Source organism: Salibaculum halophilum (genome assembly GCF_002094885.1).
Lineage (GTDB): Bacteria > Pseudomonadota > Alphaproteobacteria > Rhodobacterales > Rhodobacteraceae > Salibaculum > Salibaculum halophilum.
The window spans coordinates 1-21,079 of sequence record NZ_MSIT01000031.1 but is presented as its reverse complement, the minus strand read 5'-3'; the positions used below and the strand labels follow the sequence as shown (position 1 = coordinate 21,079).

Below are 21,079 nucleotides of genomic sequence, written 5' to 3'. Positions count from 1 at the left end.
GGGAACATCACGCGAACATATGGGGTAGCGGCCGTGACGGCAAAACTGCATCTGCAAAAACTCTCGGTCGGCAGTGAAACTGTCGAGGCGATGGCGCGCTGGCAAGCGCGAAGGCGCGCGCAGACGGCCGACGGCTATCCCTGCCACATCACCCGCATGTGGCCCAAGCGCGAGGCCGACCTGCTGCAGGGCGGGTCGATCTACTGGGTAGTCAAGCGGGTGATCCGGTGCCGCCAGCGTATCCTGCGGCTGGACACGGTCGAGGGCGGCGACGGCATCCGCCGTTGCGCCATCGTGCTCGACCCCGAGATCGTCCGCGTCACGCCCGTTCCTAGGCGGCCCTTCCAGGGCTGGCGCTACCTCAAGCCCGAGGACGCGCCGCGCGACCTGCCCGAGGGCCGCGCCGAAGACGAGGACCTGCCCCCTGACCTGAGCGCCGCGCTGGCCGAGATCGGGGTGATCTGAGCGGGGCGCAGGATTTTCTGGAAAATCCTGCCACGCTAAAGGTCCAGCTTGGCCTCCAAGGCCGTGAACGCCTCACGCTGGTCCTCCGTCCAGCCGCGGCGGCGGCCGCGGAACAGGGTGGCCTGGCTTGAGTGGATCAGCCCGTCGGACAGGATTTTCAGCCCGTTGGCGCGCAGGGTTTCCCCGGTCGAGGTGATGTCGGCGATGGCCTCGGCGGTCTCGTTGCGGATCGTGCCCTCGGTCGCGCCCTGGCTGTCGACAAGCTGGTAGTCGGCCACGCCGTGCTGGCGCAGGAAGTCGCGCACCAGGCGGTGATACTTGGTGGCGATGCGCAGCCGCTGGCCGTGGGCGGCGCGAAAGGCCGCCGCCACCGCGTCCAGATCATCGAGCGTGTCCACGTCGATCCAGGCCTGCGGCACGGCGATCACCAGGTCCGCCCCGCCAAAGCCCAAGCGTGCCAGTTCGCGCAGGCGGCTGTCCCAGCCCGCAAGTTTCTCGCGCACCAGGTCCGAGCCCGTCACCCCGAGGTGAATGCGCCCCGCGGCGAGGTCGCGCGGGATCTCGCCCGCCGAGAGCAGCACCAGGTCGACGCCCGCGATGCCCTCGACCGCGCCGGCGTATTCGCGCTCATCCCCGGACTTGCGCAGGGTCACGCCGCGCGCGGCAAACCACTCGAAGGTCTTGTCCATCAGCCGCCCCTTGGAGGGCACGCCCAGTTTCAGCGTCATGCGCCCGCCTCCAGTTCGGCCAGCAGTTCGGGCCGGATCACGCCGCCCACGGCGCGCACGCCGCGGCCGCCGCCCAGCACCGCCGTCAGGGCGTCGTAGCGCCCGCCGGTGGCGATGGGCGGCAGGTCGGGCCGGCTCTCGGCGTAGAAGCCGAAGACGAAGCCGTCGTAATATTCCATCGAGGTGCGGCCATAGCTGCCCTCGAAGGGCAAGGCATCGACATCAACGCCGCGTGCGGCCAGCGCGTCGAGCCGCGCCGACAGTCCGTCGACCGCCGCCCCGATGGCCGGCATGTCGACCGACAGGTCGCGCAGGGCGACCAGCACGTTGGGGCAGGTCTCCGACAGGGCCAGCAGGGCGTCGATCAGTTCGAGCTCGGTGGTCGAAATCGGGGCCGCAGCAACGTCCTCCTGCAGGGCGTCGATGCGCCGGGCGATCTCCGCGGCGGTGCGCTTGCCCATGACCGGGGGCAAGTCCGCCATCGGGTCGGCCTGCGCCAGCAGCGCGGCGCGGGCGGGCGGCACCGGGGTGCGGCCGCCGAAGCGATCCAGCAGTTGCCGGAACCGGCGCGGCCGCCACAGGTGCCGCAGCAGCGCCGCCTTGCGCCGGTCGGTCGTGTTCAGGCCCAGCACGGCGGCGCGAAGGATGCCGATATCGCCGGTGGCCGCGCGCAGCGGCGCATCACCCAGCAGGTCGGCGATGGTGGCAAAGACCTCGGCATCGGCACGGGGCGCGTCGCGGTCGAAAAGCTCGTATCCCACCTGCAGGGACTCGGTCGCGCGGGCCTCGTCGGCCTCCTGCTGGCGAAACACCGGGCCGAGATAGGTATAGCGCGCCGGGTCCGCCCCGCCGTCCATGTGGCGGCGCACGATGGGCACGGTGAAGTCGGGGCGCAGCATCAGTTCGCCGCGCAGCGGGTCGGCGGTGACATAGGCGCGGCCGCGGATATCCTCGCCGTAAAGGTCCAGCAGAACGCTGGCCGGCTGCAGGATATCGGCGTCCACGGGTGCGGCCCCGGCGGCGCGCAGGGCGGACAGGCAGCGCTCACCGATCGCGCGGCCCTCGGCACGGTGGGCGGACCGTGTCACCGGCCCTGCCCGGCGAGTATCTCTTGCACCTTCGCAACCATCTGGTCGCGCGGCACCGCGACCTGGCTGGGGCGGTCTTTCCATTCCTCGACACTGGCCGTTTCGGCGATCTGCGCGCCCAGCACCAGGTCCTTGATCTGGACGATGCCGTTGGCCTTTTCCTCCGCACCCTCGATGATGGCGACGGGGGACTGGCGCTTGTCCGCGTATTTGAGCTGATTGCCGAAGCTTTTCGGGTTGCCGAGGTAGACCTCGGCCCGGAGGCCCGCCCGCCGCAACTCGCCCGCCATGGCTTGGTAATCGGCCATGCGGTCGCGGTCCATGACGGTGACGATGACGGGGCCGTGGCTGTCGCCCTGCATCTGCCCCCTGGCGTGCAGCGCGGCCAGCAGCCGGTCGACCCCGATGGAGACCCCCGTGGCCGGCACTTCCTGCCCGGTGAAGCGCTTGACCAGATCGTCATAGCGCCCGCCGCCCGCGACGCTGCCGAACTGGCGCGGGCGGCCCGTGTCGTCGGGGATCTCGAAGGTCAGCTCGGCCTCGAAGACCGGGCCGGTGTAATAGCCGAGGCCGCGGACGACCGAGGGGTCGATGACGATGCGGTCGGGGCCGTAGCCCTGGGCCCCGAGGAGTTGCTCCATTTCCTGCAATTCAGCGACTCCTTCGATGCCGATCGCACTGTCATCGACAGTCGCCCTCAGCTTCAACAGCGTCGCGGCATTGTCGCCGCACTTGGCTGTCAGAAAATTCAGAACAGGTTTGGCCTGCTCGTCACTCAGCCCCACCCCGTCGATATAGGCGCCCGAGGCGTCCCGACGCCCCCTGCCCAGAAGCTCCCGCACCCCGGCTTCACCAACCTTGTCGAACTTGTCGATGGTGCGCATCACGGCGGCGCTGCGCTCGTCATCGTCGCCGAGGCCCATGGCCTCCAGCACCCCGTTCAGCACCTTGCGGTTGTTCACCCGCACCACGTAGTCGCCGCGCGCGATGCCCACCGCCTCCAGCGTGTCGGCCAGCATGGCGCAGATTTCGGCGTCGGCGGCGACGGAGCCGGACCCGACCGTATCCGCATCGCATTGATAGAACTGCCGAAACCGCCCCGGCCCCGGTTTTTCGTTGCGCCAGACAGGCCCCATGGCATAGCGGCGATAGGGCGTCGGCAACTCTTGTCGGTGCTGGGCATAGACCCGGGCCAGCGGCGCCGTCAGATCATAGCGCAGCGCCAGCCAGTCGCCGCCCCCGCCGCCGGGCACCTCGGCCTCTTGCCAGGCAAAGACGCCCTCGTTGGGCCGGTCCACGTCGGGCAGGAACTTGCCCAGCGCCTCGACCGTCTCGACCGCGCTGCTTTCCAGCGCCTCGAAGCCGTAGCGATGGTAGACCCCGGCGATCTGGCGCAGCATCTCGGCGCGGCCCTCGACCTCGGCACCGAAATAGTCGCGGAACCCCTTGGGCGTCACCGCCCTGGGGCGCGGGGGTTTCTTCTGCTTGGCCATGCGGGGGTCCTTGCGCGTCACGTCTGGCGCGCGTTTAACCCGGCCCGCGCCGGGGCGCAACGGATGGGGCTTGGCACCCGGGCGGTTTCACGTCTATGTCACGCGCATGGAAGACCGCACCGCCCTTGAGGAAAAGGTCGCCCACCTGCTGCGCACGGTGGAGGATCTTTCCGACGTCATCGCCCGGCAGGAGGGCGAGATCGAGACGCTGAACCGCCGGGTCGCGCTGTTGATGCAGCGCGAGGCCCAGCGCGATTGCGACAGCGGCGAGGGTGTGCCGCTGGCCGACCAGGTGCCGCCGCACTGGTAGGCGCTCAGACCTCCTGCACCTCGATCACGCCGGGCAGCGAGCGCAGGGCGCCCTTGATCTGCGGGGTGACGGGAAATTCGCCCGGCAGGTCGATATCGACCTCGCCGGCTTCGCTGCGGGTGTCCACGGTAAAGGTGATCGGCCCGCGCGCGCCGCGACTGCCGCCGGACTTGGCGTCCTCCAGGATCGTGGCGATGGCCGAGAGCGGCTCTTCCTCGGCCAGGAAAACCCGCAGGCCCGCGGCCCCGGCATCGGCGACGGCCGCGTCGATGGGCGCGACCTTGCGGCCCAGCAGTTTCAGTTGGTCGGCCTCCAGCGTGGCCTCGACGGTGACGACGACCTGCGCGCCGGTTTCCAGGTGCGCGCGCGCCGCCTCGAGCGTGTCGGAAAACATCGTGACCTCGTAGCTGCCCGTCGGGTCCGACAGTTGCACGAAGGCAAAGCGGTTGCCGCGCGCCGACTTGCGTTCCTGCCGGGCCGAGACGGTGCCGGCCATCTGCGCGACATGCGGGCCACGTTCGGCCCGCGCAGTCACTTCGTCCAGCGTCATGACCTTCTGGCGGCGCAGCGCGGGCATGTAGTCGTCCAGCGGATGGCCCGACAGGTAGAACCCCACGGCCCTGAATTCCTCGGCCAGCCGTTCGGCGGGCAGCCAGTCCTGCGCGGCCGACAGGCGCGGCTCGGGAAGATCGTCGCCCGCCTCGCCGAATAGCGAGACCTGGCTTGACGATTTCTGATCCTGAACCGCCGATGAATAGCCCATCAGTGCCTCAAGGCTTTCGAAAACCCGACGCCGATTGGGGTCGAGCACGTCGAAGGCGCCGGCCCGCGCCAGCATCTCGAGCGGGCGCTTGCCGATGCGCTTGAGGTCCACCCGGCGGGCAAAGTCGAACAGCGTGGCAAAGGGCTTGTCGCGGCCCGCCTCTTGCCGGCCCTCGACGATCAGCTTCATCGCCTCGACGCCGACGTTCTTGAGCGCGCCCAGCCCGTAGACCAGCGTGCCCTCCTGCACGTCGAACATCGCCCGCGAGCGGTTCACGCAGGGTGCGGCCCATGGCAGGCCGAGGCCTTTCTTCACCTCCTGGAAATAGACGCCCAGCTTGTCGGTCAGGTGGATATCGCAGTTCATGACCCCGGCCATGAACTCCACCGGGTGGTTCGCCTTGAGCCAGGCCGTCTGGTAGCTGACCACGGCATAGGCCGCCGCGTGCGACTTGTTGAAGCCGTAGTTGGCGAACTTGTCGAGCAGGTTCCAGACCTCGACCGCCTTCTTTTCGTCCACGCCGTTGGCCTTGGCCCCTTTCATGAAGCGGGGGCGTTCGGCGTCCATGGCCTCTTGAATCTTCTTGCCCATGGCCCGGCGCAGCAGGTCGGCCTCGCCCAAGGAATAGCCGGCCATGTCCTGGGCGATCTGCATCACCTGTTCCTGGTAGACGATGATGCCCTGCGTCTCGTCGAGGATCGGGTCGATCGAGGGGTGCAGGTAGTCGCGGTCGGACTGGCCGTTCTTGACCTCGCAGAATTTGGGGATGTTCTCCATCGGGCCGGGCCGGTAGAGCGCGACCAACGCGATGATATCCTCGATGCAGTCGGGTTTCATGCGCCGCAGCGCGTCCATCATGCCCGTGCTTTCCACCTGGAACACGGCCACGGTCTGGGCTGCGGCATAAAGCGCATAGGCCTTCGCGTCATCCAGCGGGATGGCGTTGATCCGGTTCTCGGTCCCCGGCGGGGGGTCGTAGAGCTGCGTGCCGTCGGCGGCGACGTGCAGCGGTCGGCCGGTCTGCAGGATCAGGTCCACGGCATTCTGGATCACCGTCAGGGTCTTGAGGCCCAGAAAGTCGAACTTCACCAGCCCGGCCTGTTCCACCCATTTCATGTTGAACTGCGTCGCCGGCATGTCCGAGCGCGGGTCTTGGTAGAGCGGCACCAGCTCGTCGAGCGGACGGTCCCCGATCACCACCCCGGCGGCATGGGTCGAGGCATTGCGCAGCAACCCCTCGACCTGCTGGCCGTAGGTCAGCAGGCGCTCGACGACCTCTTCCTCCTTGGCGGCCTCGCGCAGGCGCGGCTCGTCGGCCAGGGCCTTCTCGATGCTGACGGGTTTGACCCCTTCGACCGGTATCATCTTGGACAGCTTGTCGACCTGGCCGTAGGGCATCTGCAGCACCCGGCCGACGTCGCGCACCGCCGCCTTGGACAGCAGCGCGCCGAAGGTGATGATCTGGCCCACCTTGTCGCGGCCGTACTTCTCCTGCACGTAGCGGATGGTTTCCTCGCGCCGGTCCATGCAGAAGTCGATGTCGAAGTCCGGCATCGAGACGCGTTCGGGGTTCAGGAAGCGTTCGAACAGCAGCGAATAGCGCAGCGGGTCAAGGTCGGTGATGGTCAGCGCATAGGCCACCAGGCTGCCTGCGCCCGAGCCACGCCCCGGCCCAACGGGGATGTTCTGATCCTTCGACCACTTGATGAAATCGGCCACGATCAGGAAGTAGCCGGGAAAGCCCATGCCCTCGATGATGTCCAGCTCGAAATCGAGCCGCGCCTGATAGTCCTCGACGCTGGCCGCATGGGGGATGACCGCCAGCCGCGCCTGCAGCCCCGCGTTGGCCTGGCGGCGCAGCTCCTGCACCTCGTCATCGGCGAACCGCGGCAGGATCGGGTCGCGCGTCTGCGCGCGAAAGGCGCAGCGGCGCGCGATCTCGACGGTATTGTCCAGCGCCTCGGGCAGGTCGGCGAACAGCGCCGCCATCTCGTCCTGCGTCTTGAAATAATGCTGCGGCGTGAGGCGGCGGCGCGGTTCGTTCTGGTCCACATAGGCGCCATCGGCGATGCACAGCAGCGCGTCGTGCGCCTCGTACATCTCCGATTTCGGGAAATGGACATCGTTGGTCGCCACCAGCGGCAGGTCCATGGCATAGGCCATTTCCACATGGCCGCGCTCGGTCATCGCCTCGGGCTCGGGCAGACCGTCCTCGCCCGGGTGGCGTTGCAACTCGATGTAAAGCCTGTCGCCGAATATCTCGGCCAGACGTGTCATCAGCGCCTCGGCCGCCGGGCGCTGCCCGGCGCGCAACAGCCGCCCCACCGGCCCGTTCGGCCCGCCCGTCAGGCAGATCACGTCCTCGCAATGCCGGGCCAGTTCCGCCAGCGTGACATGGGCCAGCGCCCCGTCGCCGCGAAGATAGAGGCAGGTGTTGAGCTTCATCAGGTTCCGGTAACCGCGCTCCGACTGCGCCAGCAGGACCACGGGCGCGGGTGCCTCGGCCCGCTTGCCCGGCTCAGGGTCGAGATAGCGCAGGTCTACCTGGCAGCCCACGATGGGCTGGATGCCCGCCTTGGCGGCGGTTTCGGAAAACTCCAGCGCGCAGAACATGTTGTCGGTATCGGTGACGGCCACGGCCGGCATGTCCGCCGCCGCGGCCAGCTTGGGCAGCTCTTTCACCGGCACGGCCCCCTCCAGCAGCGAATACTCGGTATGGGTGCGCAGGTGGATGAATCGGGGGCTGGTCATGCCCGCAGGCTAGCCCCGTGCCAATGCCTGCGCCAGAGGCGCGGCCGCCTTCTTTTTGGGCGCGGGGCTGTTTCAAATTTGCCGGAACGGTCCTTTCGCCCGGGAAAAGGCTTGTCAAAGCCCGGCGCCGGGGGTTTTGATGGCGTTGGTCAAAGAGCGGGGGCGCCTGTCTACGCCGCATCGACGGAGCGCCTGACAAACCCGGCAACACCACGGTATCGCGGCAGGTCTACCTTATGACAATCACGTTTCTTCTCAACGGAGAGACCGTGCACGCCCAAGCCCCGGACACGGCCACGCTACTGGATTGGCTGCGCGAGGGCCGCGGCCTGACAGGCACCAAGGAAGGCTGCAACGAGGGCGACTGCGGCGCCTGCACCGTCATGGTGACGGACGAACACGGCCCGCGGGCGCTCAATGCCTGCATCCTGTTCCTGCCCCAGCTGCACGGCAAGTCCGTGCGCACTGTCGAGGGGCTGGCCGCCCCCGACGGCAGCCTGCACCCGGTGCAGAAGGAAATGGTGGCGCATCATGGCTCGCAATGCGGGTTCTGCACGCCCGGGTTCGTTGTCTCCATGGCCACGGCCCATGCGGCGGGCCGCACCGATCACGACGACGTGCTGGCGGGCAACCTGTGCCGCTGCACCGGCTACGCGCCGATCATCCGCGCCGCCCGGGCCGCCGAGGGCGCGCCGGTGCCGCCACACCTGTCGGCCGATCTGGCTGGGCCCGAGGGGGTCGCGCCACCCGAAACCGGCGCGCAGGCCCCCTTTCTACCCGAAACGAGCGACGCGCTGGCCGACTGGTACGCCGCCAACCCCGAGGCGACGCTGATCGCCGGGGCAACCGACGTTGGGTTATGGGTCACCAAGGACCTGCGCGAGCTTGCCCCGGTGGCCTTTCTGAACCGCTGTGCCGATCTGAAAGAGATAACGGATCAAGGAGAGACCCTGCGCATCGGCGCCGCAACCCCCATGACGGATGTGCTGGCGGCCCTGCGGCCCCTGCACCCCTCCTACGCCGAGTTGATCCGCCGCTACGGCTCGGACCAGGTGCGAAACGCCGCCACCATCGGCGGCAACATCGCCAACGGCTCGCCCATCGGCGACAACCCCCCGGCGCTGATCGCGCTGGGGGCGACGCTGCACCTGCGCCAAGGCGACGCTCGCCGCGAAATGCCGATCGAGGATTTCTTCCTCGACTACGGTAAGCAGGACCGCCGCCCCGGCGAATTCGTCGAGGCGGTGACCCTGCCCCGATCCGCGCCGGCCCTGCGCTGCTACAAGATTTCCAAACGCTTCGACCAGGACATCTCGGCGCTGTGCGGCTGTTTCAACCTGACGGTCGAGGACGACACGATCACGCGGGCGCGCATCGCCTTCGGCGGCATGGCCGGCATCCCCAAACGCGCCGCCGCGACCGAGGCCGCGCTGGTGGGCCGGCCCTGGCGGGCCGAGACGCTCGCCAACGCCGCCGAGGCGCTGGCGCAGGACTTCCAGCCGCTCAGCGACATGCGCGCCTCGGCCGACTACCGGCTGCAGGCGGCGCAGGGCCTGCTGCCCCGCTATTTCGATGACCTGTCCGGGCGGGCCACGCACGTGCTGGAGGTCAGCGCATGAGCGTGCACAAACCCACCCCGCATGACGCCGCCGCGCTGCATGTCACCGGCCAGGCGCGCTATGTCGACGACATTCCCGTGCCCGCCAACACCGTGCACTTGGCCTTCGGGCTGAGCACCATCGCCCACGGCCGCGTCACCGCGATGGACCTTGCGGCGGTGCGCGGCGCGCCGGGTGTCATCGCCGTGCTGACGGCCGATGACCTGCCCGGCGACAACGATGTCTCGCCCAGCCTGCACGACGAGCCGCTGCTGTGCGATGGCGCGGTGCATTACCACGGCCAGCCGCTGTTCCTGGTCGTCGCCGACAGCCACATGGCCGCGCGCAAGGCCGCCCGGCTGGGCGCGATCAGCTACGACGAAGAGGTGCCCGTCCTGACCATCGCGGACGCGCTGGAGAGAAACTGGCGCTTCGAGAAGGGCCCCCGCGTCTACGCCAAGGGCGACGTGGACGCGGCGCTGGCGCAGGCCCCGCACCGGCTGTCGGGCCGCATCGAGATGGGCGGGCAGGAACATTTCTACCTCGAAGGGCAGGCGGCGCTGGCCCTGCCGCAGGAGGGCGGCGACATGGTCGTGCAGTCCTCGACCCAGCACCCGACCGAGATCCAGCACAAGGTGGCCGATGCGCTGGCCGTGCCGATGCACGCCGTGCGGGTCGAGACGCGGCGCATGGGCGGCGGCTTCGGCGGCAAGGAAAGCCAGGGCAACGCGCTGGCCGTCGCCTGCGCGGTGGCGGCGGCGGCCACGGGACGGCCCGCCCGGATGCGCTATGACCGCGACGACGACATGACCATCACCGGCAAGCGCCATGATTTCCGCATCGACTACGACGTGGGCCATGACGATGACGGCCGCATCCTGGCGGTGGATTTCACGCAGTACACCCGCTGCGGCTGGGCGCAGGACCTGAGCCTGCCCGTTGCCGACCGGGCCATGCTGCACGCCGACAACGCCTATCTGCTGGCGCATGCGCGGATCACCTCGCACCGGTTGCGCACCAACACGGCCTCGGCCACGGCCTTTCGCGGCTTCGGCGGCCCGCAGGGCATGGTCGGGATCGAGCGGGTGATGGACCACCTCGCGCACACACTTAACCTCGACCCGGTGACGGTGCGCCGGCGCAACTACTACCGCGCCGCCCCGCCCGCGGGGGCCACGCCGACGGCCACCCCCGGACCGGGCGCGGCGCAGCGGTTCGGCGGCGCCCACGCGCCCGCCCGGCCGGCCGAGGACAGCAACACGACCCCCTATCACATGGAGGTCACCGATTTCATCCTGCACGAGATGACGGACAGCCTGCTGGCGCGTGCCGATTATGCCGCGCGCAAGGCCGCCGTGGCCGACTGGAACGCGCACCACGCGCGGCTGAAAAAGGGCATCGCCTTCAGCCCGGTCAAGTTCGGCATCTCCTTCACGCTGACCCACCTCAACCAGGCCGGCGCGCTGGTGCATGTCTACCAGGACGGATCGGTCCACATGAACCACGGCGGCACGGAAATGGGCCAAGGCCTGTTCCAGAAGGTCGCCCAGGTCGCGGCCAGCCGCTTCGGCCTGCCGCTCGACGCGGTCAAGATCACGGCCACGGATACCGGCAAGGTGCCCAACACCTCGGCCACCGCGGCCTCGTCGGGGTCGGACCTGAACGGCATGGCGGTCAAGGCCGCCTGCGACACGATCCGCGACCGCATGGCCGCGTGCCTGGCCGAGCTGCACCAGGTCCCGCCCGAGACCGTGCGCTTTGCCGATGGCGAGGTCCAGGTCGCCGCCGAGGTGCTGACCTTCGCGCAAGCCGCCAAGATCACCTATGAAAACCGCGTCAGCCTGTCGGCCACCGGGTTCTACAAGACGCCCGAGGTCGCCTGGGACCGGCTGGCCGGCAAGGGCCGCCCGTTTTTCTATTTCGCCTATGGCGCGGCGATCACCGAGGTCGTCATCGACACCCTGACCGGCGAGAACCGCATCCTGCGCACGGATATCCTGCACGATGCCGGGGCCTCGCTGAACCCGGCGCTTGACATGGGCCAGATCGAGGGCGGCTACGTGCAGGGCGCGGGCTGGCTGACCACCGAGGAGCTGTGGTGGGACGACCGCGGCCGCCTGCGCACCCACGCGCCCTCCACCTACAAGATCCCGGCCTGTTCCGACCGGCCCGACATCTTCAACGTGGCATTGTGGGAGGGCGAGAACCGCGCCGAGACCATCTATCGCTCCAAGGCGGTGGGCGAGCCGCCCTTCATGCTGGGCATTTCCGCGCACCTTGCCTTGTCGGATGCCTGCGCGGCCTGCGGGCCGCGGTATCCCGACCTGCAGGCGCCGGCCACGGCCGAGGAAGTGCTGCGCGCGCTTCGCAGGGCGGGCGCATGATCCGCGTCCGGGTCGCATCAACCGCAGGCTCGACCCCGCGCGAGGCGGGCACCGAGATGCTGGTCGGCCCGGAGCATATCGAGGGCACCATCGGCGGCGGCGCGCTGGAATGGCAGGCCATCGCGACGGCGCGCCGGATGATCCACGAGGGCCGCGCGACCCACCGCGAGACCATGCCGCTCGGCCCGGGGCTGGGCCAGTGCTGCGGCGGCTCTGTCGTGCTTGACTTCGAGACGGCCGACAGCCTGACCGCGCCCGCGGGACGCCCGCTCTGGATCTGGGGGGCGGGCCACGTGGGCCGGGCACTGGCCGGCGTCTTCGCGCCCCTGCCCGATTTCGCGCCCACCCTGATCGACGTGCATGCCGATCGCTTTCCCGAGGCGCTGCCCGACGGGGTCACGCCTGTCGTCGCGGCCTACCCGACGCGGCTGGTACCCCATGCCCCCGCGCGGGCCGACCACCTGATCGTGACCTATTCGCACGACCTCGACCTGAAGCTCTGCGACGCCCTGCTGCGCCACGGCTTTGCCAGTTGCGGTCTGATCGGCTCGGCGACCAAATGGGCGCGGTTCCGGTCACGTCTTGCCGCGCTGGGCCACGGCGAGGCCGAAATTTCGCGCATCGCCTGCCCCATCGGCGACCCCGCGCTGGGCAAGCATCCGCAGGCCATTGCCGTTGGCACGGCGGCGGGTCTATTGTCGGCGACGGGCCAGAGCACGGCCCAGGGGGACGGGACAGCATGACCGAAACGCTTCTGGCCCTGGCCGGGCTGACCAAGGCCTATCCCGGCGTCATCGCCAACAACGATGTCTCCCTCGAGATCGCGCCGGGCGAGGTGCACGCGCTTCTGGGCGAGAACGGCGCCGGCAAATCGACGCTGGTCAAGGCGATCTACGGCCTGGTCAAGCCCGACAGCGGGGCCATGCACCTGGACGGCCAGCCCTTCGCGCCCGCCGATCCCAAGGCCGCCCGCGCAGCCGGCATCACCATGGTGTTCCAGCATTTTTCCCTGTTCGACGCCCTGAGCGTGGCCGAGAACGTGGCCCTCGGCATGGAGCGCCCGCCGCCCCTGCGCGACCTGTCGGCGCGCATCCGCGATGTCTCGGACCAGTACGGCCTGCCGCTGGACCCCACGCGCATCGTCGGCGACCTGTCGGCGGGGGAACGCCAGCGGGTCGAGATCATCCGCTGCCTGCTGCAAGACCCCAAGCTGCTGATCATGGACGAGCCGACCAGCGTGCTGACCCCGCAAGAGGTCGAGATCCTGTTCGAGACCCTGCGCAAGCTCAAGGCCGAAGGCACCGCGATCCTCTACATCTCGCACAAGCTCGAGGAAATCCGCGCGCTTTGCGACACCGCGACGATCCTGCGCCTGGGGGAGGTGGTGGGCGATTGCGACCCGCGCGAAGTCTCGGCGCGCGAGATGGCCGAGATGATGGTCGGCGGCACGCTGCACGTCCCCGAACGCGAGGCCGGGCCGGAGGGCGCCGTCCTGCTCACGCTCGATCACCTCTCGGCGCCCTCGCCGCAGGAGTTCGGCACGCCGCTGCGCGACATCTCGGTCGAGGTGCGCGCGGGCCAGGTGCTGGGCATCGGCGGCGTCGCCGGCAACGGTCAGGACGAATTGCTGCTGGCCCTGTCGGGCGAGATGGCCGTCGCGCCGGACATGGTGCGCCTGCGCGGGCAGGCCATCGGCCATCTGCCTCCGAACGCGCGGCGGGCGCTGGGCCTTTGCGCCGCGCCCGAGGAACGGCTGGGCCACGCCGCCGCGCCGGACATGACGCTGACGGAAAACGCCGCGCTGTCGGGCAAGACGCGCAAGAACCTGGTGCGCAACGGCCTGGTGGACTGGGGCGGCGCGCGCGATTTCGCGACCACGATCATCGACCGTTTCGACGTGCGCACGCCGGGGCCGGAAAACGTGGCGCGGTCGCTCTCGGGCGGGAACCTGCAGAAATACGTCATCGGCCGCGAGATTTTGCAGGCCCCGGATGTCCTGGTCGTCAACCAGCCCACCTGGGGGGTCGATGCCAGCGCGGCCGCCGCGATACGGCAGGCCATCATGGACCTGGCGGCCGAGGGCACCGCCGTCGTGGTCATCAGCCAGGACCTGGACGAGGTGATGGAGATCGCCGACGCCTTTGCCGCCCTCAACGCCGGCCGTCTGAGCGCCCCGCGTCCCGCCAGGGGCCTGACCATCGAGGAGGTGGGCCTGATGCTCGGCGGCGCCCACGACATGGAGGTGGCCCATGCGGAGGCCTGAGCGCACGACACCGGAGGCGCGGCGATGATCACCCTCGAACGCCGCCCGCAGCCCTCGCGGGCCTGGTCCTATCTTTCGCCGATACTGGCCGTGCTCATCACGATGGTGGTGGGCGGGCTGGTCTTTGCCGCGCTGGGCAAACCCCCGGTCGAGGCGATCCGCACGATCTTCTGGGACCCGCTCTTCGGGGATTTTGCCGGGTATTTCCGGCCGCAGCTGCTGGTCAAGGCCGCGCCGCTGATCCTGATCGCCACGGGGCTGTCCTTCGGCTTTCGCGCCGGGGTCTGGAACATCGGCGCCGAGGGGCAGTACATCATGGGCGCGCTGTTCGGGGCGGGGGTCGCGCTGGCCTTCTACCCCATCGAGGCGCGCTGGCTGATCTTTCCGCTGATGGTGGTGGCGGGCACCCTGGGCGGGCTGCTCTGGGCGATGATCCCGGGGGTCTTGCGAGTGCGCTTCGGCACCAACGAGATCCTGGTGTCGCTGATGTTGGTCTACGTGGCCGATTTCCTGCTGGACGCCATGGCGCTGGGCCTGCTGCGCAACCCCGAGGGCATGGGCTTTCCGGGCAGCCGCAACCTGCAGCAATACCCGTCCGCACACAACGCCGAGCTGATCGCCAACACCGGCCTGCACTGGGGCGTGATCGCCGCGTTTTTCGCGGTGGTCGCCGCCTACATCCTGCTGTCGCGCCACATCTTCGGCTTCAACGTGCGGCTGGCCGGGCAAAGCCCGCGCGCCGCGGCCTTCGCCGGGGTCAGCGCCAACCGCATGGTGCTGATCTGCCTCGGCCTGTCGGGCGGGCTGGCCGGCATGGCCGGCATGTTCGAGGTTGCCGGCCCCGCAGGCCAGGTGCTGGCCAGTTTCAACGTCGGCTACGGCTTTACCGCGATCATCGTGGCCTTCCTGGGCCGGCTGCACCCGCTGGGCATCCTGCTGGCGGGGATGCTCATGGCGCTGACCTACATCGGCGGCGAACTGGCACAGATGAACCTGCAACTGCCCCGCTCGGCGATCCAGCTTTTTCAGGGAATGCTGCTGTTTTTCCTGCTGGCGGTGGACGTGATGACGAATTTCCGCATCCGGCTGGGCCGGAAAGGGGTGGCGTGATGGACCTGACCGCGATCGACCCGCTGCTGCTTCTGGCCTCGCTCATGGTGGCCTCGACCCCGATCCTGCTGGCCGCGCTGGGCGAGCTGGTGGTGGAACGGGCCGGCGTCCTGAACCTCGGGGTCGAGGGCATGATGATCACCGGCGCGGCCTGCGGCATCATCTTTTCCACGCTGACCGGCAATGCCTGGCTGGGGTTCGCCGGGGCGGCGCTGGGCGGGCTGCTGCTGTCGTTCCTCTTTGCCGTGCTCACGCAACTCCTGCTGTCCAACCAGGTGGCGACGGGGCTGGCGCTGACGCTGTTCGGGCTGGGCCTGTCGGCGCTGCTTGGCCAGGGCTTTGCCGGGACGCGGCCGCCCGCCTTTCCCAAGCTGGACATTCCGCTGCTCTCAAACCTGCCGGTCATGGGCCAGATCGCCTTTCGCCACGACGGGATGGTCTACCTCGGGCTGGGGCTGGTGGCCGCGGTCTGGTATTTCCTGACCCGCACGCGCGCCGGGCTGGTGCTGCGCGCGGTCGGCGAGAACCACGACGCCGCCCATGCGCTGGGCTACCCGGTGGTGCTGATCCGGTTCGGCGCGATCATGTTCGGCGGTGCCTGCGCGGGCCTCGGCGGGGCCTACATCAGCCTCGTGCGCGTGCCCCAGTGGACCGAGGGCATGACCGCCGGCGCCGGCTGGATCGCGCTGGCCATCGTCGTCTTCGCCGGCTGGAAACCGGGCCGGCTTTTGCTGGGTGCCTATCTTTTCGGCGGCGTGACCGTTCTGCAGCTCAACCTGCAGGCGGCGGGGCTGGCGATCCCCGTCGAGTACCTGTCCATGTCGCCTTACGTTGCCACCATCATCGTCCTTGTCGTATTGGCGGCGGGGCGCAAGCCCGGCTCGCTGGGCCAGACCTTCCACGCCTCGCGCTGAGGCCGGACACCAAACCGGGGCGGTCAGCGCCCCACCAACCGGGAGAAGACCATGAAACGCAGAACGCTACTGAAAACCGGGGCCACCGCCGCCTTTGCCGCCGCCGTGGGCGCGCCGCTGCGCGCGCAGGACGCGCCGATGAAGGTCGGCTTCGTCTATGTCGGCCCGATCAATGACGGCGGCTGGACCCAGCACCACCACCATTCGGCCAAGGAAATGGTCGACCACTTCGGCGACCAGGTCGAACTGGTCTACCAGGAAAGCGTGCCCGAAGGCCCCGATGCCGAACGGGTGCTGACGCAGATGTGCCTGCAGGGCTGCAAGCTCATCTTCACCACCTCCTTCGGCTTCATGGACCCGACGGTGAATGTCGCCGCCCAGTTCCCCGACGTGATGTTCGAACACGCCACGGGCTACAAGACGGCCCCGAACGTCAGCGTCTATTCCGCCCGCTTCTACGAGGGGCGCGCGGTTCAGGGCAACCTGGCCGGGCACATGACCCGGTCGAACCGGGTGGGCTACATCGCCTCGGTTCCCATTCCCGAGGTCGTGCGCGGCATCAACTCGGCCTTCATCCACGCCCGCGAGGTCAACCCGGACGTTGAGTTCAAGATCATCTGGATCTTCGAGTGGCTCAACCCCGCGAAAGAGGCCGACGCCGCCCAGGCCCTGATCGAACAGGGCTGCGACGTGGTGCTGCAGCACACCGACTCCACCGCGCCGCACGCCGCCGCGCAGGAGGCCGGCGATGTCTACACCTTCGGGCAGGCCTCAGACATGGCCGAGTTCGCGCCCAAGCCGCGGATTTCCTCGATCATCGACAACTGGGCGCCCTACTACATCGACCGTGTCCAAGCGGTCATGGACGGCACCTGGGAAAGCGTGAACACCTGGCAGGGGATAGGTGACGGCATGGTCGGCATCGGCGAGATTTCCTCGGCCGTGCCCGACGACGTGAAGGCCGAGGCCGAGGCCCTGCGCGACAGCATCGCGGCGGGCGAGTATCATCCCTTCACCGGCCCGCTCAGCAAACAGGACGGCACCCAGTTCCTCGCCGAGGGCGAGACCGCCGATGACGAAACCCTTGTGGGCATGAACTTCTACGTCGAAGGGATCGAGGGCGAAATCCCCTCCTGATCCGGCTCCGACGCAAGGCAGAAGGCCCGCCGCACGGCGGGCCTTCGCTGTTTCCGGGCGCAACCGGCGACCGAACCGGTTTGCAGCGCGGCAGCCGGGCATCGGCTTCAAATCGCCGGGTCGTGTGGTGGCCCGCGCCCTTTTCCTTTCCCCGTCGCCGTGATTGTCTTGCAGGGACATGGCCTCGAACACGAACAGCATGACGGATTTCCTGGTCATCGGCGGCGGCATCGCCGGGGTCTCGGTCGGGGCGCGGCTGTCACATCTCGGGCAGGTCACCCTGCTGGAACGCGAGGACGCGCTGGCCTTTCACGCCTCGGGCCGGTCGGCGGCGCTGTTCGAGATGCGCTACGGCAAGCCCTCGACACAGGCGCTCAGCCGGGCCAGCGCCGCCCATCACCGCACGGCTCAAGGCGGCGTGCTGACCCCGCGCGGCCTGATGCTGGCCGCGGCCACGGCCGACCGCGACCGGTTCGAGGCCGACATCGCCGCCATGGGCCTGGACCGGATCACGGCAGAAGAGGCGCGGTCGCTCTTTCCCATCCTCGACACCGACGCCGCGCCGCTGGTGGGCTATCACGACCAGGCCTGGGACATCGACACTGACCGGCTGGTGCAGAATTTCGCGGCCGAGATCCGCGCGCAGGGCGGCACCCTGCGCCCACGCACGGAGGTGCGCGGCATCGACAGAACCGCGGCGGGCTGGCGCGTGGACACCGGCACCGACCAACTCGAGGCCCGCGTGATCGTCAACGCCGCCGGGGCCTGGGTGGACAGGGTGGCGCAGATGGCCGGGGTGGCGCCGCTGGGCGTGCAGCCGCGGCGCCGGTCCATGGCGCGCCTCCCCGCGCCCGAGGGCATGGACCCCGCCCCCTGGCCGATGATCTTCGGCCCCGGCGAGGCCTGGTATGCCAAGCCCGACGCGGGCGCGCTGATCGTCTCGCCCGCCGACGAGGACCCGCAGCCGCCCATGGACGCCTGGGCCGACGACATGGTCCTGGCCGAGGGGCTGGCCCGGTTCGAGGCCGTCATGCACTACGAGGTTACGCGGATGCTGGCCAACTGGGCCGGGCTGCGCACCTTCGCCCCCGACCGGCAGCTGGTGCTTGGACCGGACCCCGACGATCCGGCCTTCGTCTGGATGGCCGGGCAAGGCGGCTACGGCTTCCAGACCGCGCCGGCCGCCAGCCAGCTGGTGGCCGATCTCGTGGCCGGACGCGCGCCAGAAATCGAGGCCGGGATCGTGGCGCAGCTGACCCCGCACCGTCTGCGCGGCTGATCACGGGGCGGCCTCGTCCGGGGTCAGAACCTCGGCCAGCAAGGGGTTGGGAAAGCGCCGCCGCATGGTAACCGCGCAAAAAACCTCCGCGATGCCGTCAAGTCGGGCGCGTTCGACGAGTTGACCCGCCGCCAGTTCATCGCGAACCACGATGGGCGGCAGCACGGCCAGCCCCGCCCCGGCGCGCGCCAGCAGCCGCAGCATGGCCATGTCGTCGGCCTCGGCGGCGATGCGCGGGACGATATCGAGGCGGTCCAGCAACGCGTCGAACCCCGCCCGCAGCGAGGTCTCGGGCGTGGGCAGGATCAGCGGATGCGCCGCCAGCAGATCGGCCAGCGGGCCCGGCGCGGCCTGCCCCGGCGGCCCCACGAGGCTGACCGGTTGCGCGTCCAGACGATGCAACAGGTAGGGGCTGGCGGCGTCGCGCGCGGGCACGAGGTTGGTCAGCACCACGTCGAGCGACAGCGCCTCGAGCCCGCGCAACAGGTCCTCCTGCCCGCCCGAGCGCAGCACGACCTCGACATCCGCGCGTCCCAGCAGCGGGGCCAGAAACGCCATCTGGAAGTTGCGCGACAGGGTGGCCAGCGCGCCCACGCGCAACGCCTGGCGCCGGGTTCCGGCGTGGCGCAGCGTGGCCGAAAGATCCTCGGCGGTGCGAAAGATCTCCTCGGCATGGTCCAGGGCGATGCGCCCGGCCTCGGTCAGGATCAGGGCGCGGCCGCTGCGCGCGAACAGGTCCTGGCCCAGCGCGGCCTCCAGCGCCCGGACCTGGGTCGAGACCGCCGATTGCGAGATGTTGAGCGCCCGGGCCGCCCCGGTCAGGGTGCCGTCCCGCGCCACCGCCCGGAACAGCCGAAGATGGTGAAGATTGAGCATCCGCCAATCCTTTCAATAAACCGAATGGTTTTGACAAACTATGTAATTTTTTCTCATCCGGCTAGTCGATAAACGGGGCGCCAGACCAACGTTTCCGAGGTGACCCATGCCGACCGCCCTCTCGCTGTCCTTTCTCGCCCCGCTCGTCCTGCTGGCCGCGGCCGCGCTGGCCCTGCGCCGTCCCGGGCCACGCCCCGGCGCGCTGCCGCGCCTGTCCGAAGGGGCGGCGCTGGCCGCGCTGGCGCTGGCCGCGGCGGGGCTGGTGCAGCTCGTCCTGCAGGGGCCGGGTCACGGCCCCCTGCGGGCCGACGCGATCAGCCTGGCGCTGGCCCTGCTGGTGGGTTTCATCGGCTGGGTCGTGATGCGCTATGCCCGCCGCTACATGGACGGCGAGCCGCGCGAGGGCGCCTTTCACGGGCTGATGCTGGCGGTGCTGGCGGCGGTGCTCGTCTTTGTCCAGGCGGGCAGCCTCTGGGTGATGGCCGCGGCGGCCCTTGCCGTGGGGCTGGGCCTGAAGCGGCTGCTGCTGTTCTACCCCGACCGCCCCGAGGCGCGCCGCGCCGCCGCCAAGTTCGCGCTGGTCTGGCACGGCGGTGACGCGGCCCTGGTGCTGGCCACGCTGCTGCTGGTCACGGCCTTCGGCACGGCCGATACCGCGGCGCTCGCCACCCTGGTCGCGCAGGGTGGCCCCGGTGCGGCCGGTCACGCGGCCATCGGCCTGATCGTGCTGGTCGCCCTGCTCAAGACCGCGGCCTTTCCCCTGCACGGCTGGCTGACCGAGGTCATGGAAGCGCCGACGCCCGTGTCGGCCCTGCTGCACGCGGGCATCATCAATTCCGGCGGTGTGCTGCTGGTCGCGAGCGCCGGCCTGATCCAGCACAGCCCGGCGGCCATGGCGGCGCTGGTCATGGCGGGCGGGTTTACCGCGCTCTTCGGGGCCACGGTCATGCTGACGCAAAGCGCGGTCAAGACGGCGCTGGCCTGGTCCACGGTGGCGCAGATGGGCTTCATGCTGCTGCAATGCGGGCTGGGGCTCTGGCCGCTGGCAGTGCTGCATATCCTGGCTCATTCGCTCTACAAGGCGCATGCGTTCCTGTCCTCGGGCGGGGCCGTGGCCGACGTGGCCGCGATCCGGCGGCCCGGCCCCGTGGCGGTGCCGGGACCGGGGGCGGTGCTGCGCGCTTTCGGGCTGGCGCTGGTCCTCTACGCGGTGATCGCGGTGGTCTTCACCGCGCTGCTGGGGCCGAAATCGCCGCAGGCGCTGGCGCTGGGGGCGATCCTGATCTTCGGGGTGGCCTACCTGGTCGCGCAGGGCCTGGCCGACATGGCCCCCGCCGCGCTGACCAAGCGCACGGCGGGCGCATCGCTGGCCGCCGCCATCGGCTATTTCGCCTTCCAGGCGGGGGCCGAGGTGCTCTGGTCGCCGCAACTGCCCGCCGCGCCCATACCCGGGCCGCTGGACTGGGCGCTGATCCTGCTGGCGGTGCTGTCCTTCGGCGCAGTGGCGCTGGCACAGGCGCTGTTCCCGCTCTGGGCGCATCACCCGGCCACGGCCGGACTTCGGGTGCACCTGGCCAACGGGCTTTACCTTAATGCCTTGCTCGACCGTGCCATCGGCGGGCTACGGCTGCAAAAATCCGGCTGACAAGGGGCTGACCGATGTTGATGACGCACGACGAAACGACCCGTGACACCCAGGCCGATATCCTGGCCGCGGTCGAGGCCGCGACCCGCGCCCTGCCCCCGGCCTTTCCGTTGGACGCGACCGTGGCGGTCAACCCCTTCCTCGGGCAGACCGGGGAAGACCTCGCCACGGCGGCGGCGCGGCTGCGCCGGGTCGCGGGGGCCGAGGCGGTGCGCCCGCACGCGGCCCATGCAGAGGCCATCGCGGCGGGCCGCATCACCGACGCCGACCTGAGC

The 21,079-nt window shown here is 69.7% G+C and carries 17 protein-coding genes; 12 read left to right on the top strand and 5 right to left on the bottom strand.

Annotated elements, in window-relative coordinates; translation table 11 throughout:
• Positions 1–33 precede the first annotated feature (33 nt).
• A complete protein-coding gene (locus tag BU124_RS13185; protein ID WP_084864041.1) occupies positions 34–465 on the top strand; it encodes a DUF1489 family protein in 432 nt (143 codons plus the stop codon).
• 35 nt (positions 466–500) lie between these two features.
• Here BU124_RS13185 and hisG read toward each other — a convergent pair whose 3' ends face one another.
• From hisG to hisS, 3 genes are read right to left on the bottom strand one after another with little or no spacing between them, the layout of a single operon-like run.
• Complete coding sequence (gene hisG / locus BU124_RS13180; RefSeq protein WP_084864040.1) at positions 501–1,193, bottom strand: ATP phosphoribosyltransferase; 693 nt, start codon at positions 1,191–1,193, stop codon at positions 501–503.
• Positions 1,190–2,281: an ATP phosphoribosyltransferase regulatory subunit gene (locus BU124_RS13175; protein ID WP_281250904.1), complete on the bottom strand. Its 1,092-nt coding sequence runs from the start codon at positions 2,279–2,281 to the stop codon at positions 1,190–1,192. The genes hisG and BU124_RS13175 overlap by 4 nt, the downstream gene beginning before the upstream one ends.
• Complete coding sequence (gene hisS / locus BU124_RS13170) at positions 2,278–3,774, bottom strand: histidine--tRNA ligase (protein ID WP_084864038.1); 1,497 nt, start codon at positions 3,772–3,774, stop codon at positions 2,278–2,280. The genes BU124_RS13175 and hisS overlap by 4 nt, the downstream gene beginning before the upstream one ends.
• 106 nt (positions 3,775–3,880) lie before the next feature.
• Here hisS and BU124_RS13165 point away from each other — a divergent pair, with 106 nt between their 5' ends.
• Positions 3,881–4,084: a SlyX family protein gene (locus tag BU124_RS13165; protein WP_084864046.1), complete on the top strand. Its 204-nt coding sequence runs from the start codon at positions 3,881–3,883 to the stop codon at positions 4,082–4,084.
• A 4-nt stretch (positions 4,085–4,088) separates the two neighbouring features.
• On the opposite strand, the gene dnaE is transcribed toward BU124_RS13165, so the two are convergent.
• On the bottom strand, positions 4,089–7,598 hold the full coding sequence (gene dnaE, locus BU124_RS13160) for a DNA polymerase III subunit alpha (protein WP_084864037.1): 3,510 nt from the start codon (positions 7,596–7,598) through the stop codon (positions 4,089–4,091).
• Positions 7,599–7,834: 236 nt separating this feature from the next.
• On the opposite strand from dnaE, the gene xdhA reads away from it, so the two are divergent.
• The 8 genes from xdhA to BU124_RS13120 all read left to right on the top strand — a co-directional run bounded on the left by xdhA (position 7,835) and on the right by BU124_RS13120 (position 18,283).
• Complete coding sequence (gene xdhA / locus BU124_RS13155; RefSeq protein ID WP_084864036.1) at positions 7,835–9,217, top strand: xanthine dehydrogenase small subunit; 1,383 nt, start codon at positions 7,835–7,837, stop codon at positions 9,215–9,217.
• Complete coding sequence (xdhB, locus tag BU124_RS13150; protein WP_084864035.1) at positions 9,214–11,580, top strand: xanthine dehydrogenase molybdopterin binding subunit; 2,367 nt, start codon at positions 9,214–9,216, stop codon at positions 11,578–11,580. Before xdhA ends, xdhB begins: the two co-directional genes overlap by 4 nt.
• Positions 11,577–12,323: a xanthine dehydrogenase accessory protein XdhC gene (gene xdhC / locus BU124_RS13145; protein ID WP_084864034.1), complete on the top strand. Its 747-nt coding sequence runs from the start codon at positions 11,577–11,579 to the stop codon at positions 12,321–12,323. Before xdhB ends, xdhC begins: the two co-directional genes overlap by 4 nt.
• Positions 12,320–13,843, top strand: a complete 1,524-nt coding sequence (locus BU124_RS13140) for an ABC transporter ATP-binding protein (RefSeq protein ID WP_084864033.1) — start codon at positions 12,320–12,322, stop codon at positions 13,841–13,843. Before xdhC ends, BU124_RS13140 begins: the two co-directional genes overlap by 4 nt.
• A 24-nt stretch (positions 13,844–13,867) precedes the next feature.
• On the top strand, positions 13,868–14,953 hold the full coding sequence (locus BU124_RS13135; protein ID WP_084864032.1) for an ABC transporter permease: 1,086 nt from the start codon (positions 13,868–13,870) through the stop codon (positions 14,951–14,953).
• Entirely contained in the window at positions 14,953–15,867 is a 915-nt protein-coding gene (locus BU124_RS13130; RefSeq protein ID WP_084864031.1) for an ABC transporter permease, read from the top strand. Before BU124_RS13135 ends, BU124_RS13130 begins: the two co-directional genes overlap by 1 nt.
• Positions 15,868–15,918: 51 nt before the next feature.
• On the top strand, positions 15,919–17,004 hold the full coding sequence (locus BU124_RS13125) for a BMP family ABC transporter substrate-binding protein (protein ID WP_084864030.1): 1,086 nt from the start codon (positions 15,919–15,921) through the stop codon (positions 17,002–17,004).
• A gap of 199 nt (positions 17,005–17,203) precedes the next feature.
• Positions 17,204–18,283 carry an NAD(P)/FAD-dependent oxidoreductase gene (locus tag BU124_RS13120; protein WP_084864045.1) on the top strand — a complete coding sequence of 360 codons (1,080 nt, stop codon included), beginning with the start codon at positions 17,204–17,206 and terminating at the stop codon, positions 18,281–18,283.
• Here the strand turns inward: BU124_RS13120 and BU124_RS13115 are convergent, their stop codons facing one another.
• Positions 18,284–19,159 carry a LysR family transcriptional regulator gene (locus BU124_RS13115; protein WP_084864029.1) on the bottom strand — a complete coding sequence of 292 codons (876 nt, stop codon included), beginning with the start codon at positions 19,157–19,159 and terminating at the stop codon, positions 18,284–18,286.
• 106 nt (positions 19,160–19,265) lie between these two features.
• Here BU124_RS13115 and BU124_RS13110 point away from each other — a divergent pair, with 106 nt between their 5' ends.
• Positions 19,266–20,804, top strand: a complete 1,539-nt coding sequence (locus tag BU124_RS13110) for a proton-conducting transporter transmembrane domain-containing protein (RefSeq protein ID WP_084864028.1) — start codon at positions 19,266–19,268, stop codon at positions 20,802–20,804.
• A gap of 20 nt (positions 20,805–20,824) precedes the next feature.
• Positions 20,825–21,079: putative inorganic carbon transporter subunit DabA (locus BU124_RS13105; protein WP_218775109.1), on the top strand; the 255-nt coding region annotated here is incomplete at its 3' end.